Source organism: Pseudomonas sp. Leaf434 (assembly GCF_001425545.1).
GTDB lineage: Bacteria > Pseudomonadota > Gammaproteobacteria > Pseudomonadales > Pseudomonadaceae > Aquipseudomonas > Aquipseudomonas siliginis.
This window is the reverse complement of sequence record NZ_LMQZ01000009.1, coordinates 273,194-293,412: the sequence shown is the minus strand read 5'-3', so window position 1 is coordinate 293,412 and position 20,219 is coordinate 273,194. Positions and strand designations below refer to the sequence as shown.

Here is a 20,219-nt window from a genome sequence, read left to right as displayed (position 1 = left end):
CCGCTGTAAAAGAGTCAGAGCTTGATCCAGGTCGCTTTCAGTTCGGTGTACTTGTCGAACGCATGCAGCGATTTGTCGCGACCGTTGCCCGATTGCTTGAAGCCACCGAACGGCGCGGTCATGTCGCCGCCGTCGTACTGGTTGACCCAGACGCTGCCGGCGCGCAAACCGCGGGCGAAGGTGTGAGCCTTGCTCAGGTTGCTGGTCCACACCCCGGCGGCGAGGCCGAAGATGCTGTCGTTGGCGATCTGCAGGGCTTCTTCGGCAGTGTCGAAGGTGATCAGCGACAGCACCGGGCCGAAGATTTCTTCTTGGGCGATAGTCATCGCATTGGTCACGCCGTCGAAGATCGCTGGCTGCACGTAGAGGCCGCCGGTTTCTTCGAGGGTGCGTTGGCCGCCGGCAATCAACTCGGCGCCCTGCTCGCGGCCGATGCTGATGTAGCGCAGCACGTTGTCCAGTTGACGCTGGTCGACCACGGCGCCGACGGTGGTCGCCGGATCAAGCGCATGCCCCGGTTTCCACGCTTGCAGCGCTTCCACCAGCAGCGGGATGAACTGCTCGCGAATCGAGCGCTCGACCAGCAGACGCGAGCCGGCAGTGCAGACTTCGCCCTGGTTGAAGGCGATGGCACTGGCTGCTGCCTGGGCTGCCGCGCGCAGGTCCGGGGCGTCGGCGAACACCACGTTCGGGCTCTTGCCGCCGGCCTCGAGCCAGACGCGTTTCATGTTGCTCTGGCCGGCATAGATCATCAGCTGCTTGGCGATCGCCGTGGAGCCGGTGAAGGCCAGCACGTCGACGTCCATGTGCAACGCCAGCGCCTTGCCGACGGTGTGGCCGTAGCCCGGCAGCACGTTGAACACGCCCTCCGGAATGCCCGCCTCCAGCGCCAGTTGCGCGATGCGGATGGCGGTCAGCGGTGATTTTTCCGAAGGCTTGAGGATGAACGAGTTACCCGCCGCCAGCGCCGGGGCGAATTTCCAGCTGGCCATGATCAGCGGGAAATTCCACGGCACGATCGCTGCGACCACACCGGACGGCTCACGGGTGACGAGGCCGAGTTGGTCGTGGGGCGTGGCGGCGACTTCGTCGTAGATCTTGTCGATGGCCTCGGCGCTCCAGCGGATCGCGTTGGCGGTCGCCGGGATGTCGATGCTCATCGAATCGCTGATCGGTTTGCCCATGTCGAGGGTTTCCAGCAGCGCCAGTTCTTCCTGGTGCTGCAGGATCAGATCGGCGAAGCGGATCAGCACGCGCTTGCGCTCGGCCGGGGCTTTTTTCGCCCAGATGCCGGAGTTGAAGGACTGGCGCGCGGCTTCGACGGCCAGGTTGGCGTCGGCTTCATCGGTGCTGGCGACGGCGGCAAGAAAGCGGCCATCGACCGGGCTCAGGCATTCGAAGGTGTCGCCACTGAGTGCCGGGCGATATTCACCGTTAATGAAGGCGCGGGATTCGATGGACAGAGACTGGAAGCGTTGTTCCCAGTCGTTGCGGGTTGTGGTCATTGTTTTGAGCTCGACAAGGGGGAATTTGGGGGTTGGTCTGGTTGCTTTGTCTGGCCGGGAATCGCTGCCCTCACCCTAGCCCTCTCCCAGAGGGAGAGGGGACCGATCGGGGGATGTCTGGTAACTGCGCCGACCTGAAAAATCTTTGCCGAATCCATCATCGACTGGATCGTTCAGGTCGCCGGATATCTCCAGACGACGCGGTCAGTCCCCTCTCCCTCCGGGAGAGGGTTAGGGTGAGGGGCTTTTGATCTTCAGACCGTATGCAGATACCAGTTGTACTCAAGGTCAGAAATCGAGTTCTCGAACTCGGCCAGCTCGCTTTCCTTGCACGCGACGAACACGTCGATGTACATCGGGTCGATGTAGCGCGCCATGACTTCGCTGTCGTCGAGCTCGCGCAAGGCGTCGCGCAGGTTGTTCGGCAGACTCTGCTCGTTCTGCTCGTAGCTGTTGCCTTCGACCGGCGCGCCAGGCTCGATCTGGTTGGTAAGCCCGTGGTGGATACCGGCCAGCACCGACGCCATCAGCAGGTACGGGTTGGCATCAGCACCGGCGACGCGGTGCTCGATGCGCACGGCGTCCGCTGAACCGGTCGGCACGCGCACGGCCACGGTGCGGTTGTCGATGCCCCAGCTCGGCGAGTTCGGCACATAGAACTGCGCGCCGAAGCGGCGATAGGAGTTGACGTTCGGGCAGAGGAACGCCATCTGCGCCGGCAGGGTCTCGAGCACACCGCCGATCGCGTGACGCAGTGCGGCGTTCTGCTCGGGATCCTCGCTGGCGAAGATGTTGTTGCCTTCTTTGTCCAGAATCGAAATGTGCACGTGCAAACCATTGCCGGCCTGGCCCGGATACGGCTTGGCCATGAAAGTCGTGTCCATCTCGTGGTCGTAGGCGATGTTCTTCACCAGACGCTTGAGCAGGACCGCGTAATCGCAGGCCTTGATCGGGTCGGAGACGTGATGCAGGTTGACTTCGAACTGCGCCGGGGCGCTTTCCTTGACGATCGCATCAGCGGGAATGCCCTGCTCTTTCGCGCCTTCGAGGATGTCTTGCAGGCAATCGACGTATTCGTCGAGATCGTCGATCAGGTAGACCTGAGTCGACACCGGACGCTTGCCGGATACCGGTGAACGTGGCGATTGCGGACGGCCATTCACGTTGTCCTGGTCGATCAGGTAGAACTCGAGTTCGAACGCCGCGCAAATAGTCAGGCCGAGGTCATCGAATTTGCGCACAACGTTGGCCAGTACTTCACGCGGGTCGGCGAAGAACGGCTGACCTTCGATCTCGTGCATGGTCATCAGCAGTTGAGCGGTCGGGCGTTTTTGCCACGGCTCGATGCTCAGGGTGCCGGGGATCGGGTAACAGATGCGATCGGCATCGCCGATATCCAGGCCCAGGCCGGTGCTTTCCACCGTCGAGCCGTTGATGTCCAGCGCAAAGAGCGACGCCGGCAGGTTGATGCCTTTTTCGTACACCTTATGAAGACTGGTGCGTTCGATGCGCTTGCCGCGCACCACACCGTTCATATCCGCAATCAGAAGGTCGACGTACAAAACCTCAGGATATTTCTTAAGGAATGCGTTGGCTTCGTTGAGTTGAACGGTACGCAGAGGGACCGACATGATGCACCTATTTAGCTGTTAATTATTATGTTCACCACTGTGTTGCGCAGCCAGTCAATCCGAAAGGCAAAGTGAAGTCAATAGCGAACACCCTGCCCTGCAGCCTTTATTTTTCGGGCTTTTCTTAACACTCTCGTGCCATATCCGCCGGTAAACCCCGGTAAACCTAAGCGATTTGATGAACCGCGTTTAGAATTTTTTACATGACAGTTGTTAATTAAAATCAACGAAGCTAAGCTCCGGAAAAGCTCGTTCAAGTGACAGACTTCGAGGTGAATAAAAATGGCATTCAAGCCATTGATCGGCGTTACTGCGTGCGTCAAACAGATTGGCCTGCACCCCTATCACATCAGCGGCGACAAGTACGTACGTGCTGTCAGCGTTGGCGCTCAAGGGTTGCCAGTGGTCATTCCTTCCCTCGGCAACCTGACTGAAATCGATGACCTGCTCGGTCAGCTCGACGGTCTGTTGCTCACCGGCTCTCCCTCGAACGTGGAGCCCTTCCACTATCAAGGCCCGGCCAGCGCCCCCGGCACGGATCATGATCCGGCCCGCGACGCCACCACCCTTCCTTTATTGCGTGCAGCCATCGCGGCGGGCGTTCCGGTGCTCGGTATCTGCCGTGGCTTCCAGGAAATGAACGTGGCCTTCGGCGGCAGCCTGCATCAGAAGGTGCACGAGCTGCCCGGCATGCTCGATCACCGTGAAGCCGACAGCCCGGACGTGGCCGTGCAATACGCCCCGGCCCATGCGGTCAGTGTGATCGCTGGCGGCGTGTTCGAAGCGCTGGAGTTGCCCGACGAATTTCAGGTCAATTCGATTCACAGTCAGGGCATCGACCGCCTCGCCCCCGGCCTGCGTGCTGAAGCCGTGGCGCCGGACGGTTTGATCGAAGCGATCTCGGTCGAGCACAGCCCGACCTTCGCCCTCGGCGTGCAATGGCACCCGGAATGGCAGGTGCTGGACAACCCGAACTACCTGAGGATTTTCCAGGCGTTCGGCGCGGCGTGCCGGCAACGGGCGGCGAGGCGCAGTCAGCGCTGACGCAATCCCAGACCAGATAACGATTTACTGCCCCCACGGCTGGSGGGTGTGCGTTTGCACATCCGCCCGTCGTGAACCGCAACACCCGTGATAACAACAAGTACGACCCAGGCAGCCAGGACGGCGGCGCCGAACAAGCCGGATCGGTACGGACAAAGGCCACTCAGGTCAACGCATATCCCCTGTGGGAGCGAGCCTGCTCGCGAAAGCGGTGTATCAGCAAACGATGATGTCGACTGACACTCCGTATTCGCGAGCAGGCTCGCTCCCACAGGTTCTGCGCCAGCTGACAGGCATTCCGGACCGCTCCGCAATCCACTTAAGCCCGGCCACATTGGCCAGGCACACGACAACTGTTGGGAGTTTCACATGGCAAACGCCTCCAGCACTTACCGCAAGGCACTCGAGGGTCAGCAGCAACCGAAAAAGGTGCTGGTGAAAGTCGATCGTGTCACCAAGAAGTTCGACGAAACCGTGGCCGTGGACGATGTGTCCCTGGAGATCCATCAGGGCGAGATTTTCGCGCTGCTGGGCGGTTCCGGTTCGGGCAAATCGACTCTGCTGCGCATGCTCGCCGGTTTCGAGCGGCCGACCGAGGGGCGGATTCTGCTCGATGGCGTGGACATCACCGACATGCCGCCTTACGAGCGGCCGATCAACATGATGTTCCAGTCCTACGCGCTGTTCCCGCACATGACCGTGGCACAGAACATCGCCTTCGGCCTCAAACAGGACCGTTTGCCTGCCAGCGAAATCGATGCTCGCGTCGAAGAAATGCTGCGCCTTGTGCACATGACCCAATACGCCAAGCGCCGCCCGCACCAGTTGTCCGGCGGCCAGCGGCAGCGCGTCGCCCTCGCCCGCTCGTTGGCCAAACGGCCGAAACTGTTGCTGCTCGACGAGCCGATGGGTGCGCTGGATAAAAAGCTGCGTTCGCAGATGCAGCTTGAGTTGGTCGAGATCATCGAGCGCGTCGGCGTGACTTGCGTGATGGTGACCCACGACCAGGAAGAAGCCATGACCATGGCCCAGCGCATCGCGATCATGCACCTGGGCTGGATCGCGCAGATCGGCAGCCCGGTGGACATTTATGAAGCGCCGGTCAGCCGCATGGTCTGCGAATTCATCGGCAACGTGAACGCCTTCGACGGCACCGTGGTGGAAGATCTGGAAGGCCACGCGATCATTCACAGCCCCGACTTGCAGCAGAAGATCTATGTCGGTCACGGCGTCAGCACCTCGGTGCAGGACAAGTCGATCACCTACGCCATCCGCCCGGAAAAAATGCTCGTCAGCACCACCCAACCGGAGTTCCGCTACAACTGGTCCGAAGGCAAGGTCCACGACATCGCTTACCTCGGCGGCCACTCGGTGTTCTACGTCGAGCTGCCCGGCGGCAAGATCGTCCAGTCGTTCATGGCCAATGCCGAACGCCGTGGCGCGCGGCCGACCTGGGACGACAAGGTCTACGTCTGGTGGGAAGACGACAGCGGCGTGGTGCTGCGCTCATGAGAACTTTCAATCAGCAATTCTTGCGCCTGGTGCCCAGCGGACGAAAACTGGTGATCGGCATTCCGTTCATCTGGCTGTTCCTGTTCTTCATGCTGCCGTTCTTTCTGGTGATGAAGATCAGCTTTTCGGAAGCCGCGCTGTCGATCCCGCCGTACTCGGAGATCTACACCTTCGCCGAACAGAAATTCCAGCTGCTGCTGAACATCGGCAACTACACCCTGCTCGGCGAAGACGAACTGTACCTGTCGGCGTATCTCGGCTCGCTGAAGGTCGCGGCATTGAGCACGCTGATGTGCCTGGTGATCGGTTTTCCGATGGCTTACGCGATCACCAAGACCGGCAAGGAAACGCAAAACGTCCTGCTGCTGTTGATCATGATGCCGACCTGGACGGCGATCCTGATCCGCGTGTATGCGTGGATGGGCATCCTCAGCAACAACGGTCTGCTCAACGGGTTCCTGATGTGGACCGGGCTCACCGACCACCCGATCGAAATCCTCAACACCAACACTGCGGTGTACATCGGCGTGGTCTATGCCTATCTGCCGTTCATGGTGCTGCCGCTCTACGCCAACCTCGTCAAGCACGACAATAGCCTGCTGGAAGCCGCGCAGGATCTGGGTTCGAGTAACTTCAACAACTTCTGGAAGATCACCGTGCCGCTGGCCAAGAACGGCATCATTGCCGGCTGCATGCTGGTGTTCATTCCGGTGGTCGGCGAGTTCGTGATTCCAGAACTGCTGGGTGGCCCGGAGACGCTGATGATCGGTCGCGTGCTGTGGCAGGAGTTCTTCAATAACCGCGACTGGCCGGTGGCTTCCGCGCTGGCGGTGGTGATGCTGTTGATCCTGATTGTGCCGATTCTGCTGTTCAACCGCAGCCAGGCCAAAGAGATGGAGGCACGGGGATGAAACGCTTCAACTTTTCCAAGTTCATGCTGATCTTCGGCTTGATGTTCATTTATCTGCCGATGCTGATTCTGGTGATCTACTCGTTCAACGCCTCGAAACTGGTGACGGTGTGGGGTGGCTGGTCAGTGAAGTGGTATGTCGGCCTGCTCGACAACACGCAACTGATGGGCTCGGTGCTGCGTTCGCTGGAGATCGCCTGCTACACCGCGATTGCCGCTGTGGCACTGGGGACACTGGCGGCGTTCGTGCTGACGCGGGTGACGCGCTTCAAGGGTCGCACGCTGTTTGGTGGTCTGGTGACCGCGCCGTTGGTGATGCCGGAAGTGATCACCGGCCTGTCGCTGTTGCTGCTGTTCGTGGCGATGGCGCAACTGATCGGCTGGCCGCAGGAGCGCGGCATCGTCACCATCTGGATCGCCCACACCACGTTTTGTGCAGCCTATGTCGCGGTGGTAGTCTCCGCGCGCCTTCGCGAGCTGGATCTGTCGATCGAAGAAGCGGCGATGGACCTCGGCGCCAAACCATTCAAAGTGTTTTTCCTGATCACCATTCCCATGATCGCGCCGTCGCTGGCCGCCGGCGGAATGATGTCGTTTGCCTTGTCGCTGGACGATCTGGTGCTGGCGAGTTTCGTTTCCGGGCCGGGCTCGACGACGCTGCCGATGGAAGTGTTCTCGGCGGTGCGCCTGGGTGTGAAACCCGAGATCAACGCCGTGGCCAGCCTGATTCTGCTGGCAGTGTCGCTGGTGACTTTCCTGGTCTGGTACTTCGGCCGCAAGGCAGAGGCCAACCGCAAACGGGCGATTCAGGAAGCGATGGATCAGACCGCGAACGAGTCGTGGCAACAGCCGGCAACGGCGACTGCCTGAGCAACACCGATGAACAACTGTGGCGAGGGGATTTATCCCCGTTGGGCTGCGAAGCGGCCCCTGCAGTTCTACCTGAAGACTCCGTATTCAGGTTTTGCGACTGCTACGCAGCCGAGCGGGGATAAATCCCCTCGCCACAAGGTTCAAGTGCACCGAGCTTTTGTGTTTTTGAATAAGAAGAAGGGAGTTGTACCGATGAAAATGTTTGGCAGGACTCTGCTGACACTGTCCTTAATGGGCGCAATGGTCATGGGCGCCCAGGCCAACGACAAGGTGCTGCGTGTTTACAACTGGTCCGATTACATCGCGCCGGACACCGTGAAAAAGTTCGAAGACGAGACCGGCATTCGCGTGACCTACGACGTCTTCGACAGCAACGAAACCCTTGAAGCGCGCCTGCTCGCGGGCAAATCCGGCTATGACATCGTCGTGCCGTCGAACAGTTTTCTGGCCAAGCAGATCAAAGCCGGCGTCTACCAGCCGCTGGACAAGTCGAAGCTGCCGAACTGGAAGAATCTCAACCCGGTATTGCTGAAAAACGCTTCCGCCAGTGATCCGGACAACGCGCATGCGTTCCCGTACATGTGGGGCTCGATCGGCATCGGTTTCAACCCGGCGAAGGTCAAGGAAGTGCTCGGCGCCAACGCCCCGACCAACTCCTGGGACTTGCTGTTCAAACCGGAGAACGCGGAAAAACTCAAAGCCTGTGGCATCAGTTTCCTCGATTCGCCGACCGAAATGCTCCCGGCCGCCCTGCACTACCTGGGCTATCCGGTGAACGACAAGGACAAGGCGCACATCGCCGAAGCCGAAGCGCTGTTCATGAAAATCCGCCCTTACGTGGCGTATTTCCATTCCTCGAAGTACATCTCCGATCTGGCTAACGGCAACATCTGCGTGGCGGTCGGTTACTCCGGCGACGTCCTGCAGGCCAAGGCCCGCGCGGTGGAATCGGGCAACAACGTGGTGATCGACTACAGCATTCCCAAGGAAGGCGCCGGCAGTTTCTACGACATGGTCGCCATCCCCCGTGATGCGGCGAACGTCGACAATGCCTACCTGTTCATGGATTTCCTGATGCGCCCGGACATCATCGCCGAAGTCACCAACAGCATCGGCTACAGCAACGCCAACGCAGCGGCCACGCCACTGGTGGACGAAGCGATCCGCAACGAACCGGGCTCGTATCCGTCGCAAGCGGTGATGGCGACTTTGTATGCAGTGCCGGATCAGCCGATTGCCACACAGCGGATCATGACGCGCGGCTGGACGCGGGTGAAGCTCGGTAAATAAAAACACCGATGATCAAAATGTGGGAGCGAGCCTGCTCGCGAAGGCGTCGTGTCAGGCGATTGAGATGCCGCATGTGCCGACCCTTTCGCGAGCAGGCTCGCTCCCACAATGAAGCAATGCAGTGCTGAAAATTTTCCGTTCACGCAGCGCCTTACCACCGCTGCACCCTGCTCTGAACGGCCTCACCCGGCTCCCTCGGCTCGGGTGAATTTGCAGGCGCCTTCGGGCGCCTTTTTTTGTCCGTTCAGATCAGCGGCCAGTCCTGCACAACTCGATAGCGGCCCTTGTGCGATTCGAATAAGCCGAAGCGTTCAGGGCGCAGGAAAAACTCCGGCGGCGTGCGCGCTTCCGGCTCCGGCGCGCGGTACTCGCGGGCCAGCGTCAAGTGCGGACGGAACTCGTGGGTGGGTTGTTCAAAACCGAACGGCAGCATCGCCTGCTCCAGCGCGTAGACCAGGCGCAACAGCGCCGGCGGTGCCTGCTCGGGCGCCAGCGACAGCACACCGGCGCGATGCCAGACCTGCAAGCGATCCAGCTCAATACGCAACGTTTCGCCGGGAATACGCACACTGCTCGCTGCTTCACAGACGCCATGAATCTGCGCCAGCGGCACCGCTCCAAGAAACAGCAGAGTCAGATGAAAGTTATCCGCCGGCACCGGTTTGCCGCTGCGCAGGCCCAGCTCCGCGCGCCACTGGGCGATTGCCTTGCGCTGCGCCGGCGGGCAATCGAGGGCAAAGAACAGCCGCTTTGCAGGTTCATCCTTGCGCACCCCATCAATCATTGCCCTGCCCCCTTGTTCGTCATGATCACGCCGATTCTACACAGCCTGTGCTGACGACTCGCGACAGGAAGCTATAGTTCAGGGATTGCCATCAACCGGAGGCTGCCATGCGCGAGATCCTCAGCAAAGAACCCTGGTGGGCCCGGCCACCACATCCCGGACAGGACGAAAGTGAACTGGAATGGGGCTGGCTGGTGCATTACAGCGAAGGCGAACCGCGCTTCGAATTCGTCCGCGAACGGCCCAGCGACGAGCAGATTCGCAACCGCAAAAGTTGCCGGGTCACCCCCTCGCCCGAATGAATAGAGCCCCGTGAGCACTAATCCTGTGGGAGCGAGCCTGCTCGCGAAAGCGGTGTGTCAGATAAAGAAATGTTACTGATACGACGCTTTCGCGAGCAGGCTCGCTCCCACAGGGTTATGCATTGATCAGTGGGGTTGGGTGTCGCCGGCGGCGGTGTCGATGCTGACAACAACTGACATCCCCGGCCGCAAGCGTTCTGCTTCCTGCTGATCGGGATCGATGGTGATGCGCACCGGCACGCGCTGGGCGATCTTGACGAAGTTGCCGGTGGCGTTGTCGGCCTGCAGCAAGGCAAATTCCGAGCCGGTGCCCGGCGAAATATGCTGCACATGGCCGGTGAATCTGCGGTGGTTCAAGGCGTCGACGGTGAAGCGCACCGGTTGCCCGACACGTACGTTGGCCATCTGGGTTTCCTTCATGTTGGCGATCACCCATTTCTGGTCCGGGACCAACGCCATCAACTGCGCGCCGGAGTTGACGTAGGCGCCGAGGCGCACGCCGATCTGCCCGAGCTGGCCGTCGCGCGGGGCGACAATCCGCGTGTTCGACAGATCGATCCGCGCCAGTTGCACCGCTGCTTCAGCACTGGCCACGGCGGCTTCCAGCGAGCCGCGATTGACGATCACCGTTTGCAGATCCTGCCGGGCGATTTCCAGATTGGCCTTGGCCTGCGCCACAGAAGCCGTGCTCTGCGCGTTGGCAGCAAGGGTCACGTCGAACTCGCGTTTGGACACCGAGCCGTCGCGCACCAGTTCCTGATTACGCCGCAGATCGGCCTCGCTCTTGCGCAACTGCGCCTGGCTGTCGGCGAGCACCGCCTGACGCAATTTGATCGTCGCTTCAGCGCTGTTGCGTTGCTGCACGACGTTGGCCAGCCCGGCCTTCTGCACCGCCAATTGTGCCAGGGACTGGTCGAGGCGTTGCTGATAAATGCGGTCGTCCAGACGCACCAGCAGATCCCCGGCCTTGACGTACTGGAAGTCCTGCACCGGCACCTCGAACACATAGCCGCTGAGCTGCGGGCCGATGATCGTCACCTGCCCGCGCACCAAGGCGTTTTCGGTGGTTTCGACCGCACTGCTGAACGGCGGCAGTTGCCACGCATACAGCACGATCAGGACACCGACGATGGCGATTGCGGCAAAGCCCAGCGAAGAAATGATCCGCACCCGCAGCGAACGCGGCGCGGTATTGGGTGACGATGGCGGCGCCTCACCTTCAGGCGTGGCGGCAATGGCATTGGTAGTTGTGGTGGTCGGTTCGGTCATGAAGAAGTGGCACCGCTGGGTGGTACGGAAGGTGTCGGTTCAATGGCTTTGGTGGTGCTCATCAGCCACAACGCGCGAATCGAAAGCCAGATCATGGTCAAGACGGCAATGACCGCGATCAGCATGAAGACATCGTTATAGGCCAGCACGTTCGCTTCGCGTGTCGCCGCATTGGCGAGGCTGCGCATGCCGGCCAGATTGCGCAGGCTCGGATCGGCGAGCAAACCGCCGTAGGCCGAACCGCCGCTCTGCACGCGCGCCGCCACCAACGGATCGGACATCACCAGATGATCGACGATGTGGCTGGAATGGTACTTCTCCCGCACGATCTGAAAAGTGCCAAGCAACGCCGCGCCGAGCAGCCCGCCGAGGTTATTGCAGATCCCGAACAGCACGGAAAAGCTCACCAGGTTGCGCGGATTGGTCAGCACGTTGCGCGTGCCGAAGACCATGGTCGGGCCGAGAAAAAACGTACTGCCGAACGCCAGCAGGAACTGGCTGAAGTAGAGATTTTGCGGGCGTGTCAGGTTGTTGGAAAAACTGTCCATCACCGAACCGGTGGCCATCAGTGCCAGCGAGATGATCAACGGCATCAGCAAGTGTTTGGGGTCGATGGTCAGTGCGCTGGTGGCAAGCCCGGCGATACTGCCGATCAGCATCACCACATACAGACTGTGCAATTGCTCATAGCCCATGTTGAGGTTCTGCATGAAACCGACCGCGCCGGTGGATTGCTCCGAGGTGACCATGCGAATCAGGGTCACCGCGAGCGCCAGGCGAATCATCGTTCCGCTGCCCAGCCAGCGGGTCATCAACATCGGGTTGCTGCGATTGTGCTCAATGGCCAGGCCCATAATGATCAGCGCGATCGAACAGGCCAGCGCCACGCCGATCCAGTCCGCCTCCAGCCACCAGTCGATGCGCCCCAGCGACAGCACCGCGCACAACAACGCCACACCGGTGGCGAGAATGGCGAAGGTCAGGAAGTCGAGTTTTTCGAAGGTCTTGAAGCGGTCACCGGGCGGCAACTTCAGCAGCAACACACAGCCGAGTGACAGCAGGGCCATGCCCAATTCGAACAGATAGAGGCCGCGCCATTCGGCGATCTGCAACAGGTCTTCGGAAAACAGCCGCGCCAGCGGTAACGCCAGTTGCGACGTGCCGAGGCCGAGTACCAACGCTTTGAGCCGCCACTTCGCCGGAAACGCCTGCACCATGTAATACAGACCCAGCGAGCTCAGCGCCGCACCGACCATGCCGTGCGCCGCTCGCACCGCCACTGCCGAGTTGAGATCGTTGACGAACAAATGGCCGAAGGTCACCAGCGCATACAGCACCAGAAACACTTCGGTGAACGCGCGCAAGCCGAATTGCTGGCGAAACTTCACCAGCAGCAGGTTCATCGACACGTTGGTCATCACATACGCCGCCGGCAGCCAGGCCATCTCCGCCGTGGTCGCGCCGAGCGAGCCTTGCAGGTAAGGCAGGTTGGCAACCACCAGCGAGTTTCCCAGCCCACCGGTCACCGCCACCAGCACGCCAACCGCCGCGTACGCCAGGCGCTTGGGCGTGGAGTGCAGCGGTGTCGACGGAGAACCGGGCAGGCTGGGCTTTTCGTGGGGTTGCCAGTTGCGCGGGGCGTATTTATCCATGAATCGGCCTGGTGCTGGGGGTGAAGGAAGTTTGCCGCAATTTGACGGGCAATACACGACTCGACAGACACCAAGGAACCCTGTGGGAGCGAGCCTGCTCGCGAAAGCGCTGTGTCAGTCGACAACTTCATTGATTGAAAGTCCGCATTCGCGAGCAGGCTCGCTCCCACATGGGTTCGGCGTCGCATGGGAGGTCATCGTATAACTTCCAGTTGACAATCCCTGAAAATCTGGGAAATATCCGCATCGATGTTGTACGACGACGTATGACAAATAATAAAAACAACAAATGATCCAGGGAGCGTCACAGTGAGCCCACTCGCCCGCAATTCCGTCCGCCCTTCACGTTTTGCCCATTTCAAGCCGCGTTCGACCCTCAGCCTGATCGGTTGCAGCAGCCTCGCTCTGGCCTTGCCCATGAGCGCTGATGCCGAAGGCTTTTTCGACGACAGCAAAGCCACGCTGAACCTGCGCAACGCCTACTTCAACCGCAACTTCGTCAACCCGGCCTATCCGCAGGGCAAGGCTGAAGAGTGGACGCAGAGCTTCATTCTCGACGCCAAATCCGGCTTCACCCAAGGCACCGTCGGCTTCGGCCTCGATGTGCTCGGGCTTTACTCGCAAAAGCTCGATGGCGGCAAAGGCACTGGCGGCACGCAACTGTTGCCGATCCATGATGACGGGCGCCCGGCCGACAATTTCGGTCGCCTCGGCGTGGCGCTGAAAGCCAAAGTCTCGAAGACCGAATTGAAGGTCGGCGAATGGATGCCGGTATTGCCGATCCTGCGTTCCGACGATGGCCGCTCCCTGCCGCAGACCTTTCGCGGCGGCCAGATCACGTCCACCGAGATCAACGGCCTGACCGTTTACGGCGGCCAGTTCCGTGGCAACAGCCCGCGCAATGACGCGAGCATGGAAGACATGTCGATGAACGGCCGCGGTGCTTTCACCTCCGATCGCTTCAACTTCGGCGGCGGCGAATACACCTTCAACGAAAAACGCACCATGGTCGGCGTGTGGTACGCCGAGCTCACCGACATCTATCAGCAGCAGTATTTCAACCTCAGCCACAGCCAGCCGATGGGCGACTGGACGCTGGGCGCCAACCTCGGTTTCTTCACCGGCAAGGAAGACGGCAGCGCTCAGGCCGGCGACCTCGACAACAAGACCGCGTTCGCCCTGCTCTCGGCCAAGTACGGTGGCAACACCTTCTACGTCGGCCTGCAGAAACTCACCGGCGACGATGCCTGGATGCGCGTCAACGGCACCAGCGGCGGCACCCTGGCCAACGACAGTTACAACGCCAGTTATGACAACGCCAAAGAGCGCTCCTGGCAGGTGCGTCACGACTACAACTTCGTTGCGCTGGGCGTGCCTGGCCTGACCCTGATGAACCGCTATATCAGCGGCGATAACGTACACACCGCCACCACCAACGACGGCAAGGAATGGGGCCGCGAATCGGAACTGGCCTACACCGTGCAGAGCGGCCCGCTGAAGAACCTCAACGTGAAATGGCGCAACGCGACCATTCGCCGGGACTTCAGCACCAACGAATTTGACGAGAACCGGATTTTTATCAGCTATCCGATTTCGTTGTTGTAAGGGTTGGCGGTTTGCCCTGTGGGAGCGAGCCTGCTCGCGAAAGCGCCGGACCAGTCGACTTGTTCTGACTGACACAACGCCTTCGCGAGCAGGCTCGCTCCCACAAGGGGATTGCATTGCAAGTCAGGTATAGGGTGTTGAGAAAATGAATCGCCCCTTCCGTCATCTACACCAAAAGTCGCGTTGACAAGATCCGGAAACCCTACCGATACTTCAGCGCAGTCATACGACAACCTACAACAAACCTAATAACAATGTGTTCAGGGATTGCCATGACGTCTACCTCTACCCCCCGCGCTCCTTTCAACCGCCTGCTGCTGACCGGTGCCGCCGGAGGCTTGGGCAAAGTTCTGCGCGAACGCCTGCGCCCTTACGCTAATGTGCTGCGCCTGTCCGACATCGCCGCCCTCGCCCCGGCCGTCGATGACCACGAAGAAGTCGTGCTCTGCGACCTCGCCGACAAGCAAGCCGTGCATCAACTGGTCGAAGGAGTCGATGCGATCCTGCATTTCGGCGGCGTCTCGGTCGAGCGCCCGTTCGAAGAAATCCTCGGCGCCAACATCTGCGGCGTGTTCCACATTTACGAAGCGGCACGCAAGCATGGTGTGAAGCGGGTGATCTTCGCCAGCTCCAACCACGTCATCGGTTTCTACAAACAGGACGAGAAACTCGACGCCATATCTCCACGCCGCCCCGACGGTTACTACGGCTTGTCCAAGTCCTACGGCGAAGACATGGCCAGTTTCTACTTCGATCGCTACGGTATCGAAACCGTCAGCATCCGCATCGGCTCCTCGTTCCCCGAACCGCAGAACCGCCGGATGATGCACACCTGGCTGAGCTTCGACGATCTCACGCAACTGCTCGAACGCTCGCTGTACACCCCAAATGTCGGCCACACCGTGGTCTACGGCATGTCCGCCAACAAAGACGTCTGGTGGGACAACCGCTACGCCAGCCACCTCGGTTTCGAAGCCAAGGACACCTCGGAAGTGTTCCGCGACAAGGTCGAAGCGCAACCGATGCCAGCCGACGATGATCCGGCGCGGATCTATCAGGGCGGCGCCTTCGTCGCAGCAGGCCCGTTCGGCGACTGACCGTTCGACTTGATCCCCTCCAATAAAAACCATGGGAATGAGTATGCAAGCCGAATTGATCGTCGACGCCCGCAACGCGGTCGGTGAAAGCCCGGTCTGGGTGCCGCAGGAAAACGCCCTGTACTGGGTCGATATTCCCAACGGCGGGCTGCAACGCTGGAGCGCTGACACCGGGCACGTCGCCTCGTGGAAAGCCCCGCAAATGCTCGCCTGCATCAGCCGCCACCGCAGTGGCGGCTGGGTTGCCGGCATGGAAAGCGGTTTCTATCGCCTGCACCCGCACAGCGACGGCAGCCTCGACAGCGAATTGCTCGCCACCGTCGGGCACAGCCGCGCGGACATGCGCCTCAACGACGGTCGCTGCGATCGCCAAGGGCGTTTCTGGGCGGGCAGCATGGTGCTGAATATGGGCCTGAACGCGCCTGAAGGCCGGCTCTATCGCTACAGCGCCGGGCAGACGGGCGTGATCGAAGCGCAGCTGGATGGCTTCATCGTGCCCAACGGCCTCGCTTTCAGCCCTGACGGCAAGACCATGTACCTGTCGGATTCGCACCCCAATGTGCAACTGATCTGGGCCTTCGATTACGACACCGAGACCGGCACGCCATCGAATCGCCGAATCTTCGTCGACATGAATCACTTCCCCGGCCGCCCCGATGGCGCTGCCGTGGATGCCGAAGGCTGTTACTGGATCTGCGCCAACGACGCCGGCCTGATCCACCGCTTCGCCCCGGATGGCCGACTGGATTTCTCGCTGGAAGTACCGGTGAAGAAACCGACCATGTGCGCTTTCGGCGGCAGCAACCTGGATACCTTGTTTGTCGCCTCGATTCGCCCCGGCGATGACCACGACCCGCAATCCCTGGCCGGCGGCGTGTTCGCCCTGAAGCCAGGCGTCAAGGGCCTCGCCGAACCGCAATTCAACGATTTGCTTTAAACCCTCTGCTGCACCGCTGCGCCTTGAACACAAAAATAACAAGACTGGAGACTCACCCCCCATGAACTTCAAACGCACCTTGCTCGCCGCTGCACTCCCGCTGATGTTCACCTTTGCTGGTGGCGCTCAGGCAGATATGAAACTCAAATTCGCTGATATTCATCCAGACGGTTACCCAACTGTGGTGGCCGAAAAGAGCATGGGCAAAACGCTTGAAAAGGAAACCAACGGCGAGCTGACCTTCCAGTACTTCCCGGGCGGAGTGCTCGGTTCCGAGAAGGAAGTCATCGAGCAGATGCAAGTCGGCGCGATACAGATGTCCCGGGTCAGCCTGGGTATCGTCGGCCCCGTGGTGCCGGATGTGAACGTGTTCAACATGCCGTTCATTTTCCGCGACCAGCAGCACATGCGTAACGTCATCGATGGCCCCGTGGGCGATGAGATTCTCGACAAGATCACCAACTCCGAATTCAAATTGGTGGCCCTGGCGTGGATGGACGGCGGTACGCGCAACATCTACACCAAAAAACCGGTGCGCAAGCTCGAAGACCTCAAGGGCATGAAAATTCGCGTGCAAGGCAACCCGATGTTCATCGACATGATGAATGCCATGGGTGCCAACGGTATCGCCATGGACACCGGCGAAATCTTCAGCGCCCTGCAGACCGGCGTGATCGACGGCGCGGAAAACAACCCGCCGACCCTGCTCGAACACAACCACTTCCAGAACGCCAAGTTCTACAGCCTGACCGGTCACCTGATCCTGCCGGAGCCGATCGTGATGTCGAAAATCACTTGGGAAAAACTCACTCCGGATCAACAGCAACTGGTGAAAAAAGCCGCCAAGGCTGCCCAGGCTGAAGAGCGCGTGTTGTGGGACAAGAAGTCCGCCGCCAGTGAAGAAAAACTCAAGGCAGCCGGCGTCGAGTTCATCACCGTTGACAAGAAACCCTTCTACGACGCCACCGCTCCGGTACGTGAAAAGTACGGTGCGAAGTACGCAGATCTGATCAAAAAGATCGAAGCCGTTCAGTAACACCTCCCGCTCCGTACTCATGAAAAAGGCCCGGCGCGCCAGCGGTTCAGGCGCGCCCGGTTACGGTGGAACCCGATGAAGAATCTGCTGCTGCGTATCAACGACAAGATCTACATGACGTGCATCTGGGTCGCCGGCCTTTCCGTCCTGGCGATTTCCCTGATGATTCCCTGGGGCGTCTTCGCCCGCTACGTGCTCGGCACCGGTTCGAGCTGGCCTGAGCCCACGGCGATCCTGCTGATGATGGTGTTCACCTTCATCGGCGCCGCCGCCAGTTACCGCGCCGGTGCGCACATGGCCGTGGCCATGCTCACCGACCGCATGCCACCGCAGCTGAAATCCGCAGCAGCGATTTTTTCGCAACTGCTGATGGCGGCCATCTGCATCTTCATGACCATCTGGGGCACCAAGCTGTGCATCTCCACCTGGAACCAGTTCATGGCCGCCCTGCCCGATCTGCGCGTTGGCGTAACGTATTTGCCGATCCCCGTGGGCGGCCTGCTGACGCTGATTTTTGTTCTGGAAAAACTCTTGCTCGGTGACCAGAGCAAACGGCGGGTCGTGCAGTTCGACCTGGTTGAAGAAAGTGAAGGTGCCGCTTAATGGACGCTCTGATTCTGCTGGGCAGTTTTATCGTATTGATCCTGATCGGCATGCCGGTCGCCTACGCGTTGGGCGCCGCTGCGCTGATCGGCGCATGGTGGATCGACATTCCCTTCCAGGCGGTGATGATCCAGGTCGCCTCGGGGGTGAACAAATTCTCGCTGCTGGCCATTCCGTTCTTCGTCCTGGCCGGCGCGATCATGGCCGAGGGCGGCATGTCCCGGCGGTTGGTGGCGTGTGCCGGGGTACTGGTGGGATTCGTCCGCGGTGGCCTGTCGCTGGTCAACATCGTTGCCTCGACGTTCTTCGGCGCGATCTCCGGTTCGTCAGTGGCCGACACGGCATCGGTGGGTTCGGTGCTGATTCCGGAGATGGAGCGCAAGGGTTATCCGCGCGACTTCTCCACCGCTGTGACCGTCAGCGGTTCGGTGCAAGCCCTGCTGACTCCGCCAAGCCATAACTCGGTGCTCTACTCCCTGGCCGCTGGCGGTACGGTGTCGATCGCTTCGCTGTTCATGGCCGGCATCGTCCCGGGCCTGCTGATGAGCGCCTGCCTGATGGTGCTGTGCCTGATCTTCGCGAAAAAGCGCAACTACCCCAAGGGCGAAGTGATCCCGATGCGCCAGGCGCTGAAGATCGTCGGCGAAGCCCTGTGGGGCATGATGGCGATGGTGATCATCCTCGGCGGCATTCTCTCGGGTATTTTCACCGCCACTGAATCGGCGGCCATCGCGGTGCTGTGGTCATTCTTCGTGACCATGTTCATCTACCGCGACTACAAATGGAGCGAACTGCCCAAGCTGATGCACCGCACGGTGCGCACCATCTCCATCGTGATGATCCTGATCGGTTTCGCCGCCAGCTTCGGCTACATCATGACCCTGATGCAGATCCCGGCGAAGATCACCACGCTGTTCCTGACCCTGTCGGACAACCGCTACGTGATCCTGATGTGCATCAACGTGATGTTGCTGCTGTTGGGCACGGTGATGGACATGGCGCCGCTGATCCTGATCCTCACGCCGATCCTGATGCCAGTGATCATGGGCATCGGTGTCGATCCGGTGCAGTTCGGCATGATCATGCTGGTCAACCTGGGGATCGGATTGATAACACCGCCGGTGGGCGCCGTGCTCTTCGTCGGCTCGGCGGTGGGCAAGGTCAGTATCGAAAGCACCGTAAAAGCGCTGCTGCCGTTCTATGGCGTGCTGTTTCTGGTGCTGCTGCTGGTGACCTACGTTCCAGCGATTTCGCTGTGGCTGCCGCACCTGGTGTTGTAACCCGCTGAAAAGATCGCAGCTCCTGCAGGAATCGCATACCCCTGTAGGAGCTGTCGAGTGCAACGAGGCTGCGATCTGTTGATCTTCACGCCCGCACCAACATGTACCCCGCCACCACCAGACAGACACTGGCAAACCCCACCTGCAACGCCCGCGCCGGCACCTGCGCGCACAGCCTGCGACCGATGAGCATGCCAACGATGCTGGCGACAATGAACGCCGCACCCTGGCTGTCAATGCGCACCCCCGCATGAAACGCGCCGATCACCCCGATCGCGGAAATCAGACTGATCACCATCAACGACGTCGCAACGATGCCGCGCATCTGCACATCGGTCAGTTGCTTGAACGCCGGCACAATCAGAAAGCCGCCGCCGACGCCAAGTAAACCCGAAACCACGCCGGTAATCGCGCCCAGTGCAGCAAGGGTGGCGGTGCATTTGGCGGTCCAGTCGAAGCGCCCGGTCTGCTCGTTGAGCATGCAGTTTTTCTGGCCCCAACTGGCGTGGCCGTGATCGCTCGGCCCCGCTTGCTGACGGTCCTTTCTGAACATTCGCCAGGCGACCAAGACCATCAGCAGACTGAACAGCATCATCAGAATCTTTTCCGGCAACTGATGCGCGAAGTAGATCCCCAGCGGCGAAAACACCGCACCCAACGCGGCGATCAACAGCGCCGCGCGGTAACGCACCAGGCCATGGCGCAAACCGTCGATCGCCCCGACCGCTGCCGCGCTGCCGACCGCAAACAAGGCCACCGGCGCCGCTTGCGTCATCGTCCAGCCGAGCCCGAGCACCAGCGCCGGCACCGCGAGAATCCCGCCGCCCGCGCCGGTCAGGCCAAGCACCAGCCCCATCACCACGCCAAACAGACTTGCCAGCAACATAGG

General features: G+C 60.5%; 18 protein-coding genes. 12 read left to right on the top strand and 6 right to left on the bottom strand.

What is annotated here, in order from left to right:
• Positions 1-14: 14 nt before the first annotated feature.
• Both ASG55_RS18740 and ASG55_RS18735 read right to left on the bottom strand, forming a co-directional pair.
• The gene (locus ASG55_RS18740) at positions 15-1,505 is read right to left on the bottom strand and encodes an aldehyde dehydrogenase (RefSeq protein WP_056789087.1); all 1,491 of its coding nucleotides are present in this window, start codon (positions 1,503-1,505) and stop codon (positions 15-17) included.
• Positions 1,506-1,759: 254 nt separating this feature from the next.
• Complete coding sequence (locus ASG55_RS18735; protein WP_007918694.1) at positions 1,760-3,136, bottom strand: glutamine synthetase family protein; 1,377 nt, start codon at positions 3,134-3,136, stop codon at positions 1,760-1,762.
• 282 nt (positions 3,137-3,418) lie between these two features.
• On the opposite strand from ASG55_RS18735, the gene ASG55_RS18730 reads away from it, so the two are divergent.
• The 5 genes from ASG55_RS18730 (at position 3,419) to ASG55_RS18710 (ending at position 8,765) form a co-directional block, all read left to right on the top strand.
• The gene (locus ASG55_RS18730) at positions 3,419-4,180 is read left to right on the top strand and encodes a gamma-glutamyl-gamma-aminobutyrate hydrolase family protein (RefSeq protein WP_056789084.1); all 762 of its coding nucleotides are present in this window, start codon (positions 3,419-3,421) and stop codon (positions 4,178-4,180) included.
• A gap of 369 nt (positions 4,181-4,549) precedes the next feature.
• Complete coding sequence (potA, locus tag ASG55_RS18725; protein ID WP_024013333.1) at positions 4,550-5,692, top strand: polyamine ABC transporter ATP-binding protein; 1,143 nt, start codon at positions 4,550-4,552, stop codon at positions 5,690-5,692.
• Entirely contained in the window at positions 5,689-6,603 is a 915-nt protein-coding gene (locus tag ASG55_RS18720; RefSeq protein WP_024013334.1) for an ABC transporter permease subunit, read from the top strand. The genes potA and ASG55_RS18720 overlap by 4 nt, the downstream gene beginning before the upstream one ends.
• The gene (locus tag ASG55_RS18715; RefSeq protein WP_056789082.1) at positions 6,600-7,472 is read left to right on the top strand and encodes an ABC transporter permease subunit; all 873 of its coding nucleotides are present in this window, start codon (positions 6,600-6,602) and stop codon (positions 7,470-7,472) included. The genes ASG55_RS18720 and ASG55_RS18715 overlap by 4 nt, the downstream gene beginning before the upstream one ends.
• Positions 7,473-7,667: 195 nt before the next feature.
• Positions 7,668-8,765 (top strand): polyamine ABC transporter substrate-binding protein, encoded by a 1,098-nt coding sequence (locus ASG55_RS18710; RefSeq protein ID WP_024013335.1) that lies wholly within the window; start codon positions 7,668-7,670, stop codon positions 8,763-8,765.
• A gap of 244 nt (positions 8,766-9,009) precedes the next feature.
• Here ASG55_RS18710 and thpR read toward each other — a convergent pair whose 3' ends face one another.
• Positions 9,010-9,549 carry an RNA 2',3'-cyclic phosphodiesterase gene (thpR, locus tag ASG55_RS18705; RefSeq protein ID WP_056789079.1) on the bottom strand — a complete coding sequence of 180 codons (540 nt, stop codon included), beginning with the start codon at positions 9,547-9,549 and terminating at the stop codon, positions 9,010-9,012.
• Between the two features lie 107 nt (positions 9,550-9,656).
• Between thpR and ASG55_RS18700 the strand changes: the two genes are divergently transcribed.
• A complete protein-coding gene (locus tag ASG55_RS18700) occupies positions 9,657-9,851 on the top strand; it encodes a hypothetical protein (RefSeq protein WP_024013337.1) in 195 nt (64 codons plus the stop codon).
• A 126-nt stretch (positions 9,852-9,977) separates the two neighbouring features.
• Here the strand turns inward: ASG55_RS18700 and ASG55_RS18695 are convergent, their stop codons facing one another.
• Both ASG55_RS18695 and ASG55_RS18690 read right to left on the bottom strand, forming a co-directional pair.
• On the bottom strand, positions 9,978-11,120 hold the full coding sequence (locus ASG55_RS18695; RefSeq protein ID WP_041480937.1) for an HlyD family secretion protein: 1,143 nt from the start codon (positions 11,118-11,120) through the stop codon (positions 9,978-9,980).
• Positions 11,117-12,772 carry an MFS transporter gene (locus ASG55_RS18690; RefSeq protein ID WP_056789076.1) on the bottom strand — a complete coding sequence of 552 codons (1,656 nt, stop codon included), beginning with the start codon at positions 12,770-12,772 and terminating at the stop codon, positions 11,117-11,119. The genes ASG55_RS18695 and ASG55_RS18690 overlap by 4 nt, the downstream gene beginning before the upstream one ends.
• Positions 12,773-13,081: 309 nt before the next feature.
• Between ASG55_RS18690 and ASG55_RS18685 the strand changes: the two genes are divergently transcribed.
• From ASG55_RS18685 to ASG55_RS18660, 6 genes are all read left to right on the top strand, one after another.
• Positions 13,082-14,377 carry an OprD family porin gene (locus ASG55_RS18685; protein WP_056789074.1) on the top strand — a complete coding sequence of 432 codons (1,296 nt, stop codon included), beginning with the start codon at positions 13,082-13,084 and terminating at the stop codon, positions 14,375-14,377.
• 272 nt (positions 14,378-14,649) lie between these two features.
• Positions 14,650-15,474, top strand: coding sequence for an NAD-dependent epimerase/dehydratase family protein (locus ASG55_RS18680; protein ID WP_056789072.1), 825 nt, complete (start codon positions 14,650-14,652; stop codon positions 15,472-15,474).
• A 43-nt stretch (positions 15,475-15,517) separates the two neighbouring features.
• Positions 15,518-16,411 carry an SMP-30/gluconolactonase/LRE family protein gene (locus ASG55_RS18675; RefSeq protein ID WP_056789070.1) on the top strand — a complete coding sequence of 298 codons (894 nt, stop codon included), beginning with the start codon at positions 15,518-15,520 and terminating at the stop codon, positions 16,409-16,411.
• A gap of 61 nt (positions 16,412-16,472) precedes the next feature.
• Positions 16,473-17,447 (top strand): TRAP transporter substrate-binding protein, encoded by a 975-nt coding sequence (locus ASG55_RS18670; RefSeq protein ID WP_056789067.1) that lies wholly within the window; start codon positions 16,473-16,475, stop codon positions 17,445-17,447.
• A gap of 75 nt (positions 17,448-17,522) precedes the next feature.
• Complete coding sequence (locus ASG55_RS18665) at positions 17,523-18,050, top strand: TRAP transporter small permease (protein WP_056789065.1); 528 nt, start codon at positions 17,523-17,525, stop codon at positions 18,048-18,050.
• Positions 18,050-19,330, top strand: a complete 1,281-nt coding sequence (locus ASG55_RS18660; RefSeq protein WP_016775191.1) for a TRAP transporter large permease — start codon at positions 18,050-18,052, stop codon at positions 19,328-19,330. The genes ASG55_RS18665 and ASG55_RS18660 overlap by 1 nt, the downstream gene beginning before the upstream one ends.
• Positions 19,331-19,415: 85 nt before the next feature.
• Here the strand turns inward: ASG55_RS18660 and ASG55_RS18655 are convergent, their stop codons facing one another.
• Entirely contained in the window at positions 19,416-20,216 is an 801-nt protein-coding gene (locus ASG55_RS18655; RefSeq protein WP_056789062.1) for a sulfite exporter TauE/SafE family protein, read from the bottom strand.
• Positions 20,217-20,219 lie beyond the last annotated feature (3 nt).

What these genes read in the sequence shown, in the direction of transcription:
- ASG55_RS18740 (WP_056789087.1), bottom strand. Translation starts at nt 1,505, where the DNA reads ATGACCACAACCCGCAACGACTGGGAACAACGCTTCCAGTCTCTGTCC.
- ASG55_RS18735 (WP_007918694.1), bottom strand. Translation starts at nt 3,136, where the DNA reads ATGTCGGTCCCTCTGCGTACCGTTCAACTCAACGAAGCCAACGCATTC.
- ASG55_RS18730 (WP_056789084.1), top strand. Translation starts at nt 3,419, where the DNA reads ATGGCATTCAAGCCATTGATCGGCGTTACTGCGTGCGTCAAACAGATT.
- potA (WP_024013333.1), top strand. Translation starts at nt 4,550, where the DNA reads ATGGCAAACGCCTCCAGCACTTACCGCAAGGCACTCGAGGGTCAGCAG.
- ASG55_RS18720 (WP_024013334.1), top strand. Translation starts at nt 5,689, where the DNA reads ATGAGAACTTTCAATCAGCAATTCTTGCGCCTGGTGCCCAGCGGACGA.
- ASG55_RS18715 (WP_056789082.1), top strand. Translation starts at nt 6,600, where the DNA reads ATGAAACGCTTCAACTTTTCCAAGTTCATGCTGATCTTCGGCTTGATG.
- ASG55_RS18710 (WP_024013335.1), top strand. Translation starts at nt 7,668, where the DNA reads ATGAAAATGTTTGGCAGGACTCTGCTGACACTGTCCTTAATGGGCGCA.
- thpR (WP_056789079.1), bottom strand. Translation starts at nt 9,549, where the DNA reads ATGATTGATGGGGTGCGCAAGGATGAACCTGCAAAGCGGCTGTTCTTT.
- ASG55_RS18700 (WP_024013337.1), top strand. Translation starts at nt 9,657, where the DNA reads ATGCGCGAGATCCTCAGCAAAGAACCCTGGTGGGCCCGGCCACCACAT.
- ASG55_RS18695 (WP_041480937.1), bottom strand. Translation starts at nt 11,120, where the DNA reads ATGACCGAACCGACCACCACAACTACCAATGCCATTGCCGCCACGCCT.
- ASG55_RS18690 (WP_056789076.1), bottom strand. Translation starts at nt 12,772, where the DNA reads ATGGATAAATACGCCCCGCGCAACTGGCAACCCCACGAAAAGCCCAGC.
- ASG55_RS18680 (WP_056789072.1), top strand. Translation starts at nt 14,650, where the DNA reads ATGACGTCTACCTCTACCCCCCGCGCTCCTTTCAACCGCCTGCTGCTG.
- ASG55_RS18675 (WP_056789070.1), top strand. Translation starts at nt 15,518, where the DNA reads ATGCAAGCCGAATTGATCGTCGACGCCCGCAACGCGGTCGGTGAAAGC.
- ASG55_RS18670 (WP_056789067.1), top strand. Translation starts at nt 16,473, where the DNA reads ATGAACTTCAAACGCACCTTGCTCGCCGCTGCACTCCCGCTGATGTTC.
- ASG55_RS18665 (WP_056789065.1), top strand. Translation starts at nt 17,523, where the DNA reads ATGAAGAATCTGCTGCTGCGTATCAACGACAAGATCTACATGACGTGC.
- ASG55_RS18660 (WP_016775191.1), top strand. Translation starts at nt 18,050, where the DNA reads ATGGACGCTCTGATTCTGCTGGGCAGTTTTATCGTATTGATCCTGATC.
- ASG55_RS18655 (WP_056789062.1), bottom strand. Translation starts at nt 20,216, where the DNA reads ATGTTGCTGGCAAGTCTGTTTGGCGTGGTGATGGGGCTGGTGCTTGGC.